The organism is Sutcliffiella horikoshii, assembly GCF_044809035.1.
Lineage (GTDB): Bacteria > Bacillota > Bacilli > Bacillales > Bacillaceae_I > Sutcliffiella_A > Sutcliffiella_A horikoshii_G.
In genome coordinates this window covers 1,921,400-1,938,519 of sequence record NZ_CP085237.1, presented here as the reverse complement: position 1 = coordinate 1,938,519, position 17,120 = coordinate 1,921,400, and the positions used below count along the sequence as shown (strand labels likewise).

General features: G+C 39.5%; 16 protein-coding genes. All 16 read right to left on the bottom strand.

The genetic code is table 11. The features are described from left to right. Positions 1 to 8: 8 nt before the first annotated feature. Positions 9 to 875, bottom strand: a complete 867-nt coding sequence (locus tag LG307_RS10070; protein WP_404450128.1) for a 2-oxoacid:ferredoxin oxidoreductase subunit beta — start codon at positions 873 to 875, stop codon at positions 9 to 11. Further along, positions 876 to 2,612, bottom strand: a complete 1,737-nt coding sequence (locus tag LG307_RS10065; RefSeq protein WP_404450127.1) for a 2-oxoacid:acceptor oxidoreductase subunit alpha — start codon at positions 2,610 to 2,612, stop codon at positions 876 to 878. Between the two features lie 252 nt (positions 2,613 to 2,864). Then, on the bottom strand, positions 2,865 to 3,803 hold the full coding sequence (locus LG307_RS10060) for a dipeptidase (RefSeq protein WP_404450430.1): 939 nt from the start codon (positions 3,801 to 3,803) through the stop codon (positions 2,865 to 2,867). A 90-nt stretch (positions 3,804 to 3,893) separates the two neighbouring features. Then, on the bottom strand, positions 3,894 to 4,154 hold the full coding sequence (gene spoVS / locus LG307_RS10055; protein ID WP_010193268.1) for a stage V sporulation protein SpoVS: 261 nt from the start codon (positions 4,152 to 4,154) through the stop codon (positions 3,894 to 3,896). A 153-nt stretch (positions 4,155 to 4,307) separates the two neighbouring features. Next, entirely contained in the window at positions 4,308 to 5,102 is a 795-nt protein-coding gene (locus LG307_RS10050; RefSeq protein WP_404450429.1) for a TIGR00282 family metallophosphoesterase, read from the bottom strand. A gap of 102 nt (positions 5,103 to 5,204) precedes the next feature. Beyond that, entirely contained in the window at positions 5,205 to 6,767 is a 1,563-nt protein-coding gene (rny, locus tag LG307_RS10045; protein WP_404450428.1) for a ribonuclease Y, read from the bottom strand. A 336-nt stretch (positions 6,768 to 7,103) separates the two neighbouring features. Then, entirely contained in the window at positions 7,104 to 8,141 is a 1,038-nt protein-coding gene (gene recA, locus LG307_RS10040) for a recombinase RecA (RefSeq protein WP_404450126.1), read from the bottom strand. Between the two features lie 265 nt (positions 8,142 to 8,406). Further along, positions 8,407 to 9,651, bottom strand: a complete 1,245-nt coding sequence (locus tag LG307_RS10035; RefSeq protein ID WP_404450125.1) for a competence/damage-inducible protein A — start codon at positions 9,649 to 9,651, stop codon at positions 8,407 to 8,409. A gap of 24 nt (positions 9,652 to 9,675) precedes the next feature. Next, complete coding sequence (gene pgsA / locus LG307_RS10030) at positions 9,676 to 10,260, bottom strand: CDP-diacylglycerol--glycerol-3-phosphate 3-phosphatidyltransferase (protein ID WP_223493376.1); 585 nt, start codon at positions 10,258 to 10,260, stop codon at positions 9,676 to 9,678. Between the two features lie 144 nt (positions 10,261 to 10,404). Beyond that, positions 10,405 to 11,298, bottom strand: coding sequence for a RodZ domain-containing protein (locus LG307_RS10025; protein WP_404450124.1), 894 nt, complete (start codon positions 11,296 to 11,298; stop codon positions 10,405 to 10,407). A gap of 21 nt (positions 11,299 to 11,319) precedes the next feature. Continuing rightward, positions 11,320 to 12,111, bottom strand: a complete 792-nt coding sequence (locus LG307_RS10020; RefSeq protein WP_010193276.1) for a DUF3388 domain-containing protein — start codon at positions 12,109 to 12,111, stop codon at positions 11,320 to 11,322. Between the two features lie 138 nt (positions 12,112 to 12,249). After that, entirely contained in the window at positions 12,250 to 12,507 is a 258-nt protein-coding gene (locus LG307_RS10015; protein WP_404450123.1) for a DUF3243 domain-containing protein, read from the bottom strand. Between the two features lie 70 nt (positions 12,508 to 12,577). Further along, the gene (gene ymfI / locus LG307_RS10010) at positions 12,578 to 13,294 is read right to left on the bottom strand and encodes an elongation factor P 5-aminopentanone reductase (protein ID WP_404450122.1); all 717 of its coding nucleotides are present in this window, start codon (positions 13,292 to 13,294) and stop codon (positions 12,578 to 12,580) included. A gap of 63 nt (positions 13,295 to 13,357) precedes the next feature. Beyond that, entirely contained in the window at positions 13,358 to 14,641 is a 1,284-nt protein-coding gene (gene yfmH / locus LG307_RS10005) for an EF-P 5-aminopentanol modification-associated protein YfmH (RefSeq protein WP_404450121.1), read from the bottom strand. A 3-nt stretch (positions 14,642 to 14,644) separates the two neighbouring features. Further along, positions 14,645 to 15,925: an EF-P 5-aminopentanol modification-associated protein YfmF gene (gene yfmF / locus LG307_RS10000; protein ID WP_404450120.1), complete on the bottom strand. Its 1,281-nt coding sequence runs from the start codon at positions 15,923 to 15,925 to the stop codon at positions 14,645 to 14,647. A 207-nt stretch (positions 15,926 to 16,132) separates the two neighbouring features. Then, positions 16,133 to 16,858 (bottom strand): GntR family transcriptional regulator, encoded by a 726-nt coding sequence (locus LG307_RS09995; protein WP_404450119.1) that lies wholly within the window; start codon positions 16,856 to 16,858, stop codon positions 16,133 to 16,135. Between the last annotated feature and the right edge of the window lie 262 nt (positions 16,859 to 17,120).

The window sequence follows — 17,120 nt, the reverse complement described above, 5'->3', positions numbered from 1 at the left end:
CCATGTTGTTACATAAATTCTTTCACTAAAGAGTTGAATTGCTCTTCATCTAATTGGAGATCTGCTTTTGCAAGAGGTTCTTCACTATAGTTTGGAACCAAATCTTGATAGGATTTCTGATCCTTGTTTTGATAAATCAACCCAGTGACAAGTCCGTTATGCTCCATTAAAGTCTGCATCGCAGAAACTTTATTATGTGCGTCATATCCCTCAATATCAGCTAGCTTTGTAAGATTTTCTTTGAACCAGTCGTATGTGTTTACTTTATTATAGGTAACACACGGGCTGAACACGTTGATCAAAGAGAATCCTTTATGCTTGATTCCTTGTTCTATCAAGGAAGTAAGGTCTTTTAAATCAGTAGAGAAGCTCTGTGCTACAAATGTCGCACCTGCTGTTAAAGCCATTTCCATTACTGACAGAGAGGACTCGATAGATCCTTGTGGAGTTGACTTCGTTTTAAAACCAACTTCACTACGAGGAGACGTTTGTCCTTTTGTCAGTCCATAAATCTGGTTATCCATTACGATGTATGTAACATCAATATTTCGACGAATAGCATGGATGGTATGTCCTAAACCAATGGCAAACCCATCGCCATCCCCACCTGAAGCGATAACCGTAAGATCTTTATTCGCCATTTTCACACCTTGTGCGATAGGAAGTGAGCGTCCATGAATACCATGAAAACCGTAAGAGTTGATATAACCGGAAATACGTCCGGAACATCCGATACCTGATACTACTGCCAGGTTTTCAGGCTCCAGTCCGACATTTGCGGCAGCACGTTGGATGGCAGCTTGTACCGAAAAGTCACCACAACCAGGGCACCAGTTAGGTTTTACATTATTTCGAAAATCTTTAAACGTTGCCATTTATAACAACTCCTTGCATTTTGAGTGGATTTCTTTCGGTAAGAATGGATCCCCATCATACTTTAAGAGACTACGGATTTTTTCATGCTCGCCTACATTCATTTTCAAGATGTTAGCAAGTTGTCCGGTAGCATTGTACTCCACAACAATAACTTTTTTAGCAGCTTTTACAAGTGGCGCGATTTCCTCTGTCGGGAACGGGTGGATCAGGCGGACTTGAGCATGATTAGCTTTAACTCCATCCATCTCCAATCTTTCCATTGCCTCTTCAATAGTTCCTCGCGTTGAGTTGAATCCAACAAGAAGTACATCAGCCTCTTCATATTTTGCATTTACGTGTACCGGTGTATTGAATTTAAGATTATTCAATTTACGAAGACGCTTGTCCATTTGAGCTTGTCGGTTTGCTGCAACCTCTGAAGGTTTTCCTGTTTCTTCGTGCTCTACACCTGTAACGTGATGGATGCCGTTTTTCATTCCAGGAATGACACGAGGAGAAACGCCATCTTCTGTTACTTCATAACGCTTGAAATATGCTTTATCATCAGAAGCAGGAATCTCTTGGTTAATATCGAGCTTGCCTCGTCTGATTTCAATGTTTTTATAATCTAAAGCTTCTACAGATTGCTTACCTAAGGACAATTGCAGGTCAGTCAAAAGAATAACTGGTACTTGATACTCTTCTGCAATGTTAAATGCTTCGATTGTATCATAGAAAGCCTCTTGTACTGTACTTGGAGCCATTACCACTTTTGGAATTTCTCCATGTGTGCCATAAATCATCGCCATAAGGTCGGACTGCTCAATTTTCGTTGGTAATCCTGTACTTGGTCCTCCACGTTGCGTATCCACGACAACAAGGGGAGTTTCCGTCATACCGGAAAGGCCGATTGCTTCCATCATTAAAGATAGTCCAGGACCTGCTGAAGCAGTCAATGTACGGACACCTGCATAGTTGGCACCAATCGCCATCGTACAAGCAGCAATCTCATCTTCCGTTTGAATAACCGTACCGCCGAATTTCGGAAGTTTTTTGATTAAGTATTCCATGATTTCAGAAGCTGGAGTAATCGGGTATGCCGGCATAAAACGAGATCCTGCCGCTACAGCACCCAATGCAATTGCATCATTTCCAATCATGAATAGACGTTTGTTTCCGTCAGCTTTCTCAAGTTGCATCGTTTCGACGTTTTCAGCTTGATCTTTAATAAACTGAACACCTGCTCGGATCGCTTCCATGTTTTTTTCAACAATAGATTCCCCTTTACGACCGAAAATCTCTTGCACTACTTCACGGAAAGATTCCGCATCTAAATCAAGGATAGCGCTCGATGCTCCTACTGCAACCATGTTCTTCATTAATGAAGTTCCAAGTTCCGTCGCGATTTCAGTAAATGGAACAGCGTACAACGTTGCTTTGCCATCTTCAGGGATACTTGGTTTAAACTTTGCATCCGCGATGACCACTCCGCCTTCACGAAGCTCATGATAGTTAACGTCGATTGTCTCTTGGTCAAACGCTACTAATATATCAAGGTCGTCCGAAATGGAACGGACCTGAGTCGTACTCACACGAATTTTGTTGTTCGTATGTCCACCTTTAATACGAGAAGAAAAATGGCGATAACCATATAAGTAATAGCCTAAACGATTTAATGCAATGGAGAAAATCTCACCAGTACTTTCGATACCTTCCCCTTGTTGCCCTCCAACTTTCCATGAAAGTTGATTGATCATGTGCCTTACACCCCTTTAATTACGTTCGTTGTCAGAATTTTGTACAATATTAATTGTAGCATTATTCCCATTATATAACTAGAAGTTACCTATTAAATATAAATCAGACTTAAAAAACCGCTAAATATGTACTAAACGCTTTCATTGTAGACCTATTTTTTTAAAAATACAAGTCTTTGAATTAATTTCTTTCGAAAAATTTGGATATTTTAACAGTATAGTCGGAAAGCTTGAAACCTCTCTATTTTCCTGTCATCTCGGGAACCTTGTATAAAAATTATCAAACAAAAAGCCTTTTACTTCTGTTTCAGAATAGTATTTTAATAAGCTATTCACTAAATTAGTATAATCTTCAATTCTCCCCAAGCTCTTGACAGTCTGTTCAATCCCGTCAAAGTCCGACCCAAATCCTATATGCTTTACAGCCCCTAGTGAACAGAAGTGTTCAACATGTCGAAGGACATCCGTAATATTCGCCTGTGTGCCGCTTGATAAAAATTGAGGAACAAAAGTGACTCCTATGGCCCCATCCTTCTGGATCAGCGCTTGAACTTGTTCGTCGGACAAGTTTCTCCGGTTATTACAAATCTTATTGCAGTTTGAATGGGAAGCAATCACATAATCACCCAATTCCATCACATCCCAGAAGCCTTTAACAGACAGGTGAGAAACATCTGTCCAAATAAAATGATCATTGTTCAGTTTGACAACTTTTTTCCCAAAAGAACTGAGCCCTGCTCCTCTTTCTTCTAAGATACCATCTGCAACTGCATTGGCATGGTTCCAAGTTAACCCGACGGATGAAATTCCCAATCGATACAATGTTCTCAGTTTTTCTATATCTGCGCCTATAGCGTCACAGCCTTCTAAAGTCAATATGGCCCCTATCTGCTCTTCCTTTAATTCGGCAATATCCCTTTTGGTTCTAATAAGTTTCATGTTGGGAAACCTCTGCAAGATCTCTTCATAAAAGAGGTCAATCATTTCCAGAGCTACGTCAAAAGCAGATTCCTGCCTCACTTTCTCTGGGATATAAACGGCAAAGCATTGGACCTTTGCAGTTGACTTCTTTAACCCGTCCCATGTTACATGCAACACTTCACTATCTTTAAAGGAAATACCTCTATCTTCCCACATTCTCCAAAGCACATCGCAATGCGCATCAAAAATTTTCAAGAACAGCCCCTCCATTATTTTTATCACATGCAACCTGTGTCATTGAATTAGAATAAAACAAACCTGTTTGCAAAAACAAGCAAACAGGTTCAGTAAAGGACTATTTTATCTTGGCTCCACTATCAACTTGATGGCCGTTCTTTCTTCTCCGTCAATCAATATGTCTGTAAACGCCGGGATGCAAATTAAATCCACTCCACTTGGTGCAACAAACCCCCGAGCGATGGCAACCGCCTTTACTGCCTGATTAAGTGCACCTGCCCCAATCGCTTGAATTTCGGCACCTCCACGCTCTCGTAAAACCCCTGCTAAAGCCCCTGCTACCGAATTTGGGTTAGACTTAGCTGAAACCTTTAATATTTCCATTTCTAGCTCCTCCTTAACATTTACAGTATATGGTGAAAGATCCATAGATGAATGAATTGTTAATAATTTCATTCCTACTATATTCGAGAAGAGCTAAGTGTATGCCTCAACTTGTCACATAATCGTCAAAATGTTCTTACTTCCTTCATCGTCTTAATCAAAAAAAGGATGATCCTCATTAATCATAAGCGTCTGAATTTTCTTTGCTTTACCAGTCTTCATGTCTACGTCTATTAACACTCCGTTCAATTGGGCCCTGCCTTCTGTTACTTCAAACCTTACAGGCAGTGCAGTCGTGAAACGCTTGAGCACAGCTTCTTTTTCCACTCCAAGAATGCCATCATAAGGCCCAGTCATACCTACGTCCGTAATATATGCCGTGCCCTCTGGGAGAATACGATAATCATTGGTTTGCACATGCGTATGCGTTCCAACTACCCCTGTGACTCTACCATCAAGGTACCATCCTATTGCTTGCTTTTCACTGGTCGCTTCCGCATGGAAGTCCACAAAAATAAACGGTGTTCTTTTTTTCGCTTCTTCCACAAGCTCGTCCACTTTGTTAAAAGGGCAATCTATTGGCGGTAAAAAAGTCCGACCTTGAAGATTAATGACCGCAAGTTCCTTTCCTTCAAAAGGAAGATAGGCAATTCCTTTTCCAGGGTTTGAACTTGGAAAATTTGCAGGTCTGATCATATGCTTAGCGCCTTCAATAAATTCAAAAATCTCTCTGTTGTCCCACGTGTGATTTCCTAGTGTTACAAGGTTCGCACCGGCTTTCAAAAATCCTTGATAAATTTTTTCGGTAATTCCTTTTCCTCCAGCTGCATTTTCACCATTTACTATGGTTACAGCCGGTCTATATTTACTTTTTAATTTTGGCAGGTATTCGCTTACCATTTTTCTTCCTGGTGAACCAACTACATCTCCGATAAATAAAATTCTCACAATCACTAATCCCTTCTAACTATCAATTTCTCTTTTTAGTTTTACATATGTAGGCTCTGTATGCAAATGAACGAAAAAAAATAAAGCGGTGCGAGCACCACTTTATTTTGCATATTCTACGGCTCTTGTTTCACGAATGACCGTAACTTTAATATGTCCTGGATAATCCAGTTCTTCTTCAATCCGTTTTCGGATATCCCGAGCCAATCGGTGTGCCTCTAGGTCATCGATGGTATCAGGTTTCACCATAATACGAACCTCGCGTCCCGCTTGAATAGCAAAGGATTTTTCTACACCTTCATAGCTTTCGGAAATCTCTTCCAGCTTTTCAAGTCTGCGGATATAGTTTTCCAACGTCTCACTACGTGCTCCCGGTCTTGCCGCAGATAGTGCATCTGCTGCAGCAACCAAGACTGCAATGATGGAAGTTGGCTCTGTATCACCATGGTGGGATGCGATACTGTTAATGACAACTGGGTGTTCTTTATACTTCGTTGCCAATTCCACTCCGATTTCCACATGGCTTCCTTCTACTTCATGATCGACAGCTTTTCCTATATCATGTAACAGTCCTGCACGGCGGGCAAGTGTTTCATCCTCACCAAGCTCAGCAGCCATAAGGCCTGAAAGGAATGCTACTTCCGTGGAGTGCTTCAGAACATTTTGACCGTAGCTTGTACGGAACTTCAGACGTCCTAGAATTTTGATTAAATCAGGATGTAACCCATGTACGCCTACTTCAAATGTTGTTTGTTCGCCCATCTCACGGATATATTCATCTACTTCACGTCTTGATTTTTCAACCATTTCCTCAATACGTGCAGGGTGAATACGTCCATCCTGGACTAACTTATCTAAAGCAATGCGTGCAGTTTCACGTCTGATTGGATCAAAACCAGATAAAATAACTGCCTCTGGCGTATCATCAATAATAAGATCAATACCAGTAAGTGTTTCAAGTGTACGGATATTTCGTCCTTCACGACCAATGATTCGGCCTTTCATTTCATCATTTGGTAAGTTAACGACGGATACTGTTGTTTCAGCCACATGATCTGCGGCGCAACGTTGAACGGCTAAAGAAAGAATCTCTCTTGCCTTTTTATCCGCATCTTCTTTTGCTCTGTTTTCACTTTCTTTCACCATAAGAGCAATGTCGTGGGATAATTCGTTCTCAACACGATCCAAAATGATATGTTTGGCTTCTTCTCGCGTTAATGCTGAAATGCGTTCTAGCTCTTCTTGCTGTTTACGCACTATATCATCCACTTTGCTTTCTAATTCTTCAATATGCTGTTGTCTATCGTTTAAAGAATCTTCACGCCTTTCTAATGCAACTTCTCGCTTATCAAGCGATTCATCTTTTCGATCTAGATTCTCTTCTTTTTGCATTAAACGATTTTCTTGTTTTTGCAGTTCGCTTCTACGGTCTCGAATTTCACGTTCAGCTTCAGTTCGAAGTTTGTGAATTTCGTCCTTTGCTTCCAAAAGCGCTTCTTTTTTAAGCGATTCAGCTTCACGTCTGGAATCTTCTACGATTTGATCCGCGACACTTCTTGCGCCAGCAATCTTCTGTTCTGCAATGGATTTACGAACATAAAAGCCAACAACTACACCGACGATTAGGGCAAGCAAAGCGGAGATAATAATTGGCATATAATCCATCATTACACCTCCTCTTGCTATGAACTTTTTTCTTGCTAGATTTCATTGTCGGCATGTACATTGTAACAATGTTTGTCAATATACAGCTCAAGGGCTTTTGCTTTTTTATAGCTCTAAAATTCTAACAAAATGTAAATTATACATACTAATTGTAAATCTGTGAAAAATTATTGTCAAGCCTGTCCCGGTAAGGATATGGCCTTTTTGGTAAACTAATCCTCTTTTTAATGATTTTTTTTAATAAAATTGTCCTGTTTACCTGTAATTCACTTGGTCATCCATAAATTTTAGGCCCTGTATGGTTGTACAGGGCCTAGGTAATGAGGTATTAAGGTATTAAAAATCTAATTCTTCTTGATCCATTTCTTCTGCTGGCGCATTTACTTCTTTATCCAATCCGTGGTGGTCACGAATTTTCTGGTGAATTTCTTTAAGAATATCCTTGTTTTCTTTAAGGAATTGTTTCGCATTTTCGCGTCCTTGTCCTAATCTTTCTTCATTATAGGAATACCATGAACCACTTTTTTGGACGATATCCAAATCGGAGCCCATATCAATAACTTCGCCCTCTCCAGAGATACCCTCACCGTACATGATATCAACTTCAGCTACTTTGAAAGGAGGAGCTATTTTGTTTTTGACAACTTTAATCTTTGTTTTGTTCCCGACAATATCATGACCCTGTTTCAACTGCTCCGCACGACGAACTTCTAAACGTACGGAAGAGTAGAATTTCAGGGCGCGGCCACCAGGAGTCGTTTCAGGATTACCAAACATTACCCCGACTTTTTCACGAATCTGGTTGATGAAGATAGCGATGGTTTTTGATTTATTGATGGCACCTGAAAGCTTACGAAGAGCTTGGGACATTAAACGGGCTTGAAGACCCACATGGGAGTCCCCCATTTCCCCTTCGATTTCCGCTTTTGGTACTAGAGCCGCTACAGAATCGACAACGATGATGTCAACCGCTCCACTTCTTACTAGGGCTTCTGCGATTTCCAATGCCTGCTCACCGGTATCTGGCTGGGATAGAAGAAGCTCGTCTATGTTTACGCCAAGTTTTTGTGCATACACAGGATCCAGCGCGTGCTCGGCATCGATAAATGCAGCTTGTCCGCCTTGTTGCTGTACTTCAGCGATCGCATGAAGGGCAACCGTTGTTTTACCGGAAGATTCCGGACCATATATTTCTACCACTCTACCTCGTGGGTATCCTCCAGCACCTAATGCAACGTCCAATGCCAACGAACCACTCGGCATAGTGGAGATCTTACGTTCTGCCTGTTCACCCAATTTCATAATGGAACCTTTACCGAATTGCTTTTCTATTTGTTTTAACGCCATATCTAATGCAGCTTTACGATCACTCACACAATTTCCTCCTCTTATCTATTAAACTAAATGAATAGTATCTATTAACTACTCTTACTATACCCTTTTTCAATTCGTTTGGCAACTAAAAAACGAACATCCATTCGGTTTTTTTGCAGCGCAAATGGGCCACAAAATATGAATTTGTCTTTAGGGGGAAATCTGGTTTTGCGGATAATATTTAATTGAAAATATAAAATTACTTTTAAAAAAAATGCAAAATCATCGAACATAAAAAAAAAAAAGTAGTTGAAGTTCCCCTCAACTACTTGAATAATTCTTTCAATAAATAGTGACAACCGTATTTTGCTGATCTATGTCTTATGCCATCTCTTGTTCCTGCCAAATGAATTTTATGGACGGCAGTTTCTCCATTTGGTAGAGCCAATCCGATAAACACTGTGCCAACAGGTTGATTGTCCATGGTTCCTGGACCTGCAACTCCTGTGAAACTGATTCCGATATCTGTTTGAAGTAGTTTTTTTACACCGATTGCCATTTCTTTTGCCGTCTGCGCACTAACTGCTCCATCTGTTTCTAGTGTTTGTTTTTTTACGCCAAGAACATGTTCCTTAACACTATTGGTATAGCTGACAATAGCTCCTTCTATCACTTCAGAAGCTCCTGTGAAGCTAGTCATTTTCTCCGAGAACAATCCTCCGGTAAGACTTTCAGCACTGCTCAGCGTGTAATGAGAGTTTTGGACCTTTTCAAAAAGAACGGAGTAGATTGTGTCTTCGTCGTATCCGAAGAAGTAATCACCGACTCTTTCTAAAATTTCTTTTTCACAAAGGGCAATCAAACGGTTTGCTTCATCGATAGATTGATGTTTTGCAGTTAACCTAAGCGTAACTTCATTGTCTCCTGCTAATGGGGCAATGGTGGGATTTGTCTGTTGGTCAATGATATCTTCAATATCCGTTTCCAATTGTGATTCCCCAATGCCAAAGAAGCGGAGAACTTTGGATACAATCTGTTCTCTGACTCCTAGCTTATCTAACAGGAATTCTCTGCCGTGGAGGGAAAACATTGGCTGAAGTTCTTTTGGCGGCCCAGGTAAAAGCATATATGTATGAGAATCTTCAGTAAGCGCCATTCCTGGAGCCATGCCATAATCGTTTGCCAAGATAGAGGAACCTTCCAAAACAAGTGCCTGCTTTTTGTTGTTTTCACTCATCACACGGTGTGATTTTTTGAAATAATCTTGGATGTTGATCAGCGCTTGTTCATCCATGACCAGCTGCTTACCAAGCACTCTTGCAATGGTTTCCTTTGTCAGATCATCTTTTGTCGGCCCAAGTCCTCCTGTGAATATCAGAAGATTAGAGCGTTGTTTTGCTGTTGTGATGACTTCTTCAAGCCTGGAAGGATTATCTCCGACTACTGTATGGTAAAAGACGTTTATGCCTAACTCAGCAAGTTGCTTTGAAAGATACTGGGCATTTGTGTTACAGATTTGTCCCAACAGTAATTCAGAGCCTACGGCAATAATCTCTGCATTTCTGATCATGGCACTCTCCCCTTTTAAAACGTGTTATTTAGAATTAACAAATGCTTGTCTGTTTTTATAAAAGTAATCCCAACCAGAGTAAATGGTAAAGATCATCGCTATCCATAAAGCAATAGTAGCAAATGGGAAACCAATTAATTCAAATGGCAAGTTATGTAATAGTAGTGCGGATACCGCAATGATTTGGGCCCATGTTTTAATTTTGCCAAGCATGTTTGCAGCCACTACTTCCCCTTCACCTGCAAGTACTAAACGAAGGCCGGTGACAGCGAACTCTCTGCTGATAATGACAATGACAATCCATGCTGGAGCCAATTGAAGCTCAACTAGTGCAATTAATGCTGCAGATACTAATAGTTTATCTGCAAGCGGATCAAGGAATTTCCCTAGATTGGTCACAAGATTTAGTTTTCTCGCATAATAACCATCTACCCAGTCGGTGATGGATGCAATGATAAATATAAGTGCTGCAAGAAGATGTGTGTACGGAATGGACTCATCTCCAATGGCAAGTTCTCCCCAATTTAATGGTGCAAGCATTAGAATCATAAAAATCGGAATCATAAAGATTCTTGAAACAGTAATTTTGTTAGGTAAATTCACGTTCATTCCTCCAGCATTCAATATTGCTTTTCCACTATACATAAAATATACAGGTTTGTCTAATGTTTGCTTAAGGTGTTCAATCAGTGGATTGCTTTGATGGAGCCTTATCAAAAGGTCTGTACAAAAAAAGCCATCATCCCGATGACTTTATTGTTGACCATTTTGTACAAATTTAATAGTGACTTTCTGCGTTGTTACATCGTTTACCGGAAAAGGAAATTCAAATTCTTCTCCGTTAATTTTAATTTTTGTAGCGGGAACCCAACCTACATTTAAGAGCACTTCTGCCTCTTTTGACAGGTCGAACGTTTCCGTTTCTCCATCTTTCAGTTCCTTGCTAAGGAAGGATTCACCTGCTGCATTAGTGATGCCGACCCACGTGTTCCCGTCTTGTGCAGACAGTTCCACTTCAAATTTGTTAGTGTCTTTTAGTTCAAAAGTCGCATTAGGACTGCTAGAAGAAACCTTGGTCAAGGTACCTGTTGTCGTTTTTTCTTCAACAGGTTCTTCTTCCTCAGTCTGTTCGGGCTGTTCTTCTTCAGCATCTTCTTTTTCGTTTTCAGCTGCTTCTTGGTTTTCAGTTGTTGCAGGATCAATTACTACATTTTTGTTATCCTGCTGTGTGTCAGATGAGCTCCCTACACCCCAGTTCTGAAAAAGCACGTAAAGGATGGCAACCACTGCAACAAATGCTAAAAACATTAACACTTTAGGGATAAAATTAAATACCTTCGTGTTTTTGGATGACGTTGGTACCTGTTTACGAGTTTTCACTCTCGATAGCTGTGGAATTTCATCTTTGTCATTTGCAGGTATATCGTTTTTGTGTTCTTCAAAGATCACTTCCGGATCTAACCCCACAGCTTCCGAATATTGTCTGATAAAGGCACGGGCATAAAATTGACCAGGCATAATGGAATAATTACCTTCCTCTATTCCGATCAAATATCTTTTCTGTATTTTAGTGACGGATTGTAAATCCTCTAATGATAAGCCTTTTTCTTCTCTTGCCTGTTTCAATCTATTACCTAGTTCTGTCAACAATTACACCTTCCAACATTTTTAGAAATCAAAACCCCCGAAAGGATTCTCATCAAACATATTATTTGGTTGCACCACATCGTAGGTGATTTCTTCATCTTCATTATTCCTAAGTTCAATAATATAATCGAAATCATCTAGTTTATATTCTGTATTTTGCACGAAAATATCAGGATGTTCAACCACTTTTACAGCAGATATTCGCATTATTTCACGAATTAGTTGCCAGTGCTTTTCATTTGCCCTTTTGGTCGAAACAATACCATCTATGATAAATAGGTTGTCCACATTGTATTCATCTTCAATTAATTGACTTCGGATGGTTTGTTTTAGCAAAGTACTTGATACAAATAACCATCTTTTGTTTGCACAGACACTGGAGGCAACGATCGACTCTGTTTTGCCAACGCGCGGCATCCCCCTAATTCCAATTAGTTTATGGCCATCCTGTTTAAATAGTTCTGCTAGGAAATCAACCAATAAACCTAATTCATCGCGTACGAAGCGAAACGTTTTTTTATCGTCTGCATCCCGCTGTATGTATCTTCCATGTCGCACAGCCAAACGATCACGCAATTTAGGTTCGCGCAGCTTTGTAACAGTTATATTATCCATTGTATTTAAGATAGATTCAAGACGGACTATTTGCTCATTTGAGTCGCTGAGCAGCAGCATTCCCCTTCTTGCATCATCCACCCCGTTGATTGTGACAATATTGATGGAAAGCATACCCAAAAGGGATGCAATGTCCCCAAGCAGTCCTGGCCTATTGATATGTATTTCATATTCTAAATACCACTCTTTTTTCTCCATCAAACCCCTTCACCCTCTCAAACCAATCGTTCTATTGTATGTTACTTCTATCATATCCAATATTTCTTTAATAAGAAAGTAATTACACAAGAATAATCTCGAATTTTGACAACAAAAAAAGAGAGGTAGATGCCTCTCTTAATGCGTTCCGTCGTTTTGAACCAATTTTACCATCATATTGGCAATTGCATGTTGCTCTTCTGGACTAGCCACTTTCCAAAGGTCTGCTAAAACTCTTTCTTGAGGGTTTTTCGCTTCCACTTCTTTAGCAAGATAGTCTCCGATTTCATAAGCAAGTTGAGAAATCGCACCATTGTCCATCCCTTCATGCTCTGCATGATTTAGACGGTCACCTAAAAAACCTTTCCACTGATCCCAATTATCAAGTACTGACATATTAACTCCTCCTTCCACATTTGTTCAAGAGTTAGTATGTGATGGTCTTGCTGTATTTATTCATGCCTTGTTAATTCCATCCGCCGTTTACTCCAAGGACCTGTCCCGTAATATAAGAGGATTTATCTGAAAGGAGAAAGCAGACAGCATCGGCAATTTCATATGGATGAGCCAGTCTGCCCATTGGTATATCATCACTTATTTCCTGTTTTTCATCATCGCTAAGATTGTTTAGCATTTTTGTAAATACTGCTCCAGGTGCTATGGCGTTTACTCTAATCCCATTCAGGGCTACTTCTTTAGCCAATGCTTTCACAAAGGCAATCTGGGCACCTTTTGTCATGGAATACAGCACTTCACATGAAGCCCCTATTTCCCCCCATATGGAAGATATGACTACAATATTCCCGTTCCTTTTCCTCAGCATGTCGGGTAGGAATGCTTGAATGGTTGAATATAATGATGTTATGTTAAGTTGTATCATTTGTTGCTTTGTCTTTTCATCAATATCTGTCATTAAGCCATAATAGGTCGTTCCCGCATTAAAGACTATCGTATCAACAGATGTATAGGCGCCGGTTTTGAGTTTCTGCACGCCAGCACCGGTGTTCAGGTCAGCTTGTATAGGAACAACTTTTTCGTCGCCAAATTCTCGCTGTAGATTATGTATCGATTGATTATCGCTATTATAGTGGAGATAGGTCGTGTAACCTTCGTTCAATAATGATTTGGCGATTTCTCTTCCAATATCCCCACTCGCTCCAATTACAAGTGCTGTTTTATTCATGTATATCATCCTTTATAAAAAGAAGCCGGTTCGTATAGTTTCGAACCGGACTTCGTTATTTCTTTATTTCGGCACAACTTGGCATGTTGTAAATGCTTCTTCTTTGATAAAGTCTTGAGCCACCGTTTTTAAGTCTTCGAGTGTAATTTTCTCGAGTTGAGGAGTGACCTCAAAAAGATCCATGTTATTAAATGCATAGCGGGTAAACTGGTTTGCGATAAACTCTGGTGAGTTGAGTGCGCGCAGGAATGACCCGATTTTTTTCTTCTTTATTCTTTCAAGTTCTTCTTCTTCAATGGAAGTTGGATCAAACTGAAGCAAAATAGTTTGTAATCTTTCTGCCAATTTATCCGGTTCGGATGTATCTCCGCCCAGCATGGCAAATCCAAAGCCGTTTTCTCCTGTATAATCGTAAGCAAATGTCTCGTCAATTAGACCGTCGTCATAAAGCTTTTGGTAATGATCAGAACTTTTGCCGAACAGAAGGTCAAGCATTATGTTCACTGTCAGTTCATGCTTGAGAAGTTCCGTTCCTTGTTTAGTTGGATTAGATTCTTTTATTCCAACCATACATTTTGACGTATGGACATTCATTTTGAGAACTTTCTTCTTTTCATTAACGGAAGTTGGTTCCTCATCAAATTGACGTTTAATTTCTTCTTCCTCTTTGAATGTTTTCTTTCCTTGATTATCTTTGATAAATTGCATCATCTCGTTGGTGTCCATGGGGCCAACAATGAATAAGAGCATATTGCTCGGATGATAAAATGTTTCATAGCAAGTGTATAATAGATCTTTTGTTATATTGGAAATGGAACTAATCGTACCTGCAATATCAATTTTTACTGGGTGATTATGGAACATGCTTTCAATTAATCCAAAATAAGCACGCCAATCGGCATTATCCTCATACATCGTGATCTCTTGCCCGATAATACCTTTCTCTTTTTCCACGGTCTTTTCCGTAAAATATGGTGCTTGCACAAAATCCATCAAGGTTTCAAGATTTTTTTCCACATTTGATGTACTGGAGAAGAGGTAAGCTGTTCTGGTAAAAGATGTAAAGGCGTTAGCGGAAGCACCTTGCTTGCTAAAATCTTGAAAAACGTCCCCATGCTCTTTTTCAAACAATTTATGCTCTAGAAAATGAGCGATTCCATCCGGAACTGTTACAAAATCGTCCTTTCCGATTGGAACAAATTTATTATCAATAGATCCATATTTTGTCGTAAATGTCGCATATGTCTTATGAAATCCAGCTTTCGGCAACAGGTATACCTCTAACCCATTGTCTAGAGTTTCATGATACAAGGTTTCTGCCAGTTGATTAAATTCAATCTTTTCCATTCTTTACGCCTCCTTCCCTGTTAAAAAATAAGTAGTATCCAGTTCAATTAGCTTTGCAACTTCCTGGATTTCCTCTTTTGTAACATTCTCCACACCTTCTAGGAATGCTTCTATTGGTTTGTCAGCTTCTGAAACTTCATTATTGTAAAGGACCTCAATTAATCCTCTTGCTGTGTCAATTGTTTCGAGAATCTGGTTTTTAATGACCGCTTTCGTCTGTGACATTTCCGCGTCAGTATATTCACCTTGCTTCATTGCTTCAATCTGTTGATTGATGATGGTGACAGCTTTTTCGTAATTGGAAAAGTCAATTCCAGACATAACTAGCAGCAACCCTTTATGGCTCTCCACTCTTGAGGCAGCGTAATAGGCTAAGCTCTCCTTTTCCCTCACATTGATAAAGAGTTTTGAATGTGAAAAGCCGCCAAATATTCCATTGAACACTTGCAAGGCATAATAAAGATCATCTTTGAACGTTACATTTGTTCTGTACCCGATATTTAATTTACCTTGTTTTATATCCTGCGGTTCTATGACTTCATTCGGTTCTTTATTATCTTTGTTAGGCTGAGTGATAGAAGAAGTTACTTTGTTCTCTTGATTTGGCAAAATGAAGTACTTTTTAACATATTCGTCCACTTCTTCTTCTTTAATATCCCCAACCAAATACAGGTGGATGTCATTGGTTTTCAACATATGCTGATAATAGTCATAAAGAGATTCTGGTGTTATGGCATCTACTTTTTCCTTTTCACCGTTTACACTTAGGCGATAAGGTTCGCCAGCACACATCTCCTCGATTAAACGCTGGCTTGCATAACGCATTTTATCATCGTATACAGATTGAATCCTCTGCTTTAATGCTCTCTTTTCCTTCTCCACAGTGGATGTTTTAAATCCATTACCTTCCGTTACGGGCTGCAATAATACTTCACTTAAAAGTTCCAGCCCTTTTTCTAAAAGTGGTGTCGAATCTTTCAGAAATTTTTCGTTGGCAATCTCTAAACGCATGGAAATAATATGGTCTTCCCCTTTTTTGCTAAGGTCTACAGCAAGGCTAGCCCCATATAATTCATCAAGATATGCCCGGAATTGGGAGGGTTGAGGGTGGGACTTCACAGCATTTTGTAGAACATACGGCATTAAGGCACGAAGCGTTACATCTTCCTCTGATAATGGAGCTTTAATTTTCAAAACAATCGTATTCGTTTTAAATTTATCGGTTGGAATAGTATGAACATTAATTCCATTGAGGGTGTACGTTCTTTCATCGACTAGTTTCAAGAAATCTCCTCCTTTACTCTGTTTAAAGAACAACAGATTTCATCAATTAGTTAATCGTATAAAAATATAGACAGTACTATTCTTTCTATAACGTTTAAAAAATAGTCCTAAACCCAATATAACGTTAAAATAGAAAGATTTTCAAGTCAGATAACCCAGAGAACGCTCAAAATAAAAACACCACTCAGTCGTGGTGTTCCGAAATCTCTATGGACGCTTTCTTAAAACATGGAAGCTGAATTTATCTGCTCTAAAGTAATTGAGCGAATAGAGGATAGGTTCATCATTTTGATCGTAGTGCATTTGTTTTAATACAAGCAATGCCGTTTCGGGTTCACATTCGAGAATCGGCGAAATTTTATCATGATAACCAAGTGGTTCAATATGTGTCACGGCATAAGAAATATATCTTCCTGCTTCATTTTCAAGGAGTTTCAAGAGAGATTCATTCTTATAGGAATGATAGTCTTCCACAATCGTGGTAGGAATCTTATCAATACAATAGACAACCGGAAGATCATTGGCTGTTCGAACTCGTTCAAAATGAAGAACTTCTTTGATTTCCTTGTTATTGAATTTTAATAATTCTTCCTCGCTTGGAGTTTCAATGGTAGAAGTCAAAAAGACCGTCCCAGGTTTCATTCCTGCTTGTGAGATCATTTCTGTTACCGAATTTAGTTGTTCTATTCCGGATGAGAACACCGGCTTGGAGTTAACGAAGGTTCCTACACCGTGCCTTCTAACCACAATGTTTTCTTCTTCTAATACACGCAATGCTTCTCTTAGTGTCGCTCTGCTTACTCCTAGACGTCGAGACAATTCGAATTCGGAAGGTAGTTTCTCTTTTTCTTTATACACCTTGTTCTCAATATCTTGCTTTAATTTGTCTACAACCAGTAAATACAAATGCCTGCTGTCTGACCGAATCGTCATAACTGATCCCCCATTAACCGTTTACAAAACACTTTTCATGTTTTCCTATTAATCCAAAATAATATAACACTTTTTAGGGGTAAAATAAATAGATATTATAGTTTTTTGTCGAAAAAGTAAGCGGTTTAAAGGTTTTTCTTGTGAAAAATTAAAACGAGCATAAATATCCAGCTCTAATATTTAGCTAATTGGAAACTCGCCGCTGTTCCTTTACGCAAATGGCTTCGCTTTCCGCGGGACGGTGCTTGAGCCTCCTCACAAC

Coding starts and splice junctions, on each gene's coding strand:
- LG307_RS10070 (WP_404450128.1), bottom strand. CDS start 875: ATGGCAACGTTTAAAGATTTTCGAAATAATGTAAAACCTAACTGGTGC.
- LG307_RS10065 (WP_404450127.1), bottom strand. CDS start 2,612: ATGATCAATCAACTTTCATGGAAAGTTGGAGGGCAACAAGGGGAAGGT.
- LG307_RS10060 (WP_404450430.1), bottom strand. CDS start 3,803: ATGGAGGGGCTGTTCTTGAAAATTTTTGATGCGCATTGCGATGTGCTT.
- spoVS (WP_010193268.1), bottom strand. CDS start 4,154: ATGGAAATATTAAAGGTTTCAGCTAAGTCTAACCCAAATTCGGTAGCA.
- rny (WP_404450428.1), bottom strand. CDS start 6,767: ATGGATTATATGCCAATTATTATCTCCGCTTTGCTTGCCCTAATCGTC.
- LG307_RS10035 (WP_404450125.1), bottom strand. CDS start 9,651: ATGATCAGAAATGCAGAGATTATTGCCGTAGGCTCTGAATTACTGTTG.
- pgsA (WP_223493376.1), bottom strand. CDS start 10,260: ATGAACGTGAATTTACCTAACAAAATTACTGTTTCAAGAATCTTTATG.
- LG307_RS10020 (WP_010193276.1), bottom strand. CDS start 12,111: ATGGAGAAAAAAGAGTGGTATTTAGAATATGAAATACATATCAATAGG.
- LG307_RS10015 (WP_404450123.1), bottom strand. CDS start 12,507: ATGTCAGTACTTGATAATTGGGATCAGTGGAAAGGTTTTTTAGGTGAC.
- ymfI (WP_404450122.1), bottom strand. CDS start 13,294: ATGAATAAAACAGCACTTGTAATTGGAGCGAGTGGGGATATTGGAAGA.
- yfmH (WP_404450121.1), bottom strand. CDS start 14,641: ATGGAAAAGATTGAATTTAATCAACTGGCAGAAACCTTGTATCATGAA.
- LG307_RS09995 (WP_404450119.1), bottom strand. CDS start 16,858: ATGACGATTCGGTCAGACAGCAGGCATTTGTATTTACTGGTTGTAGAC.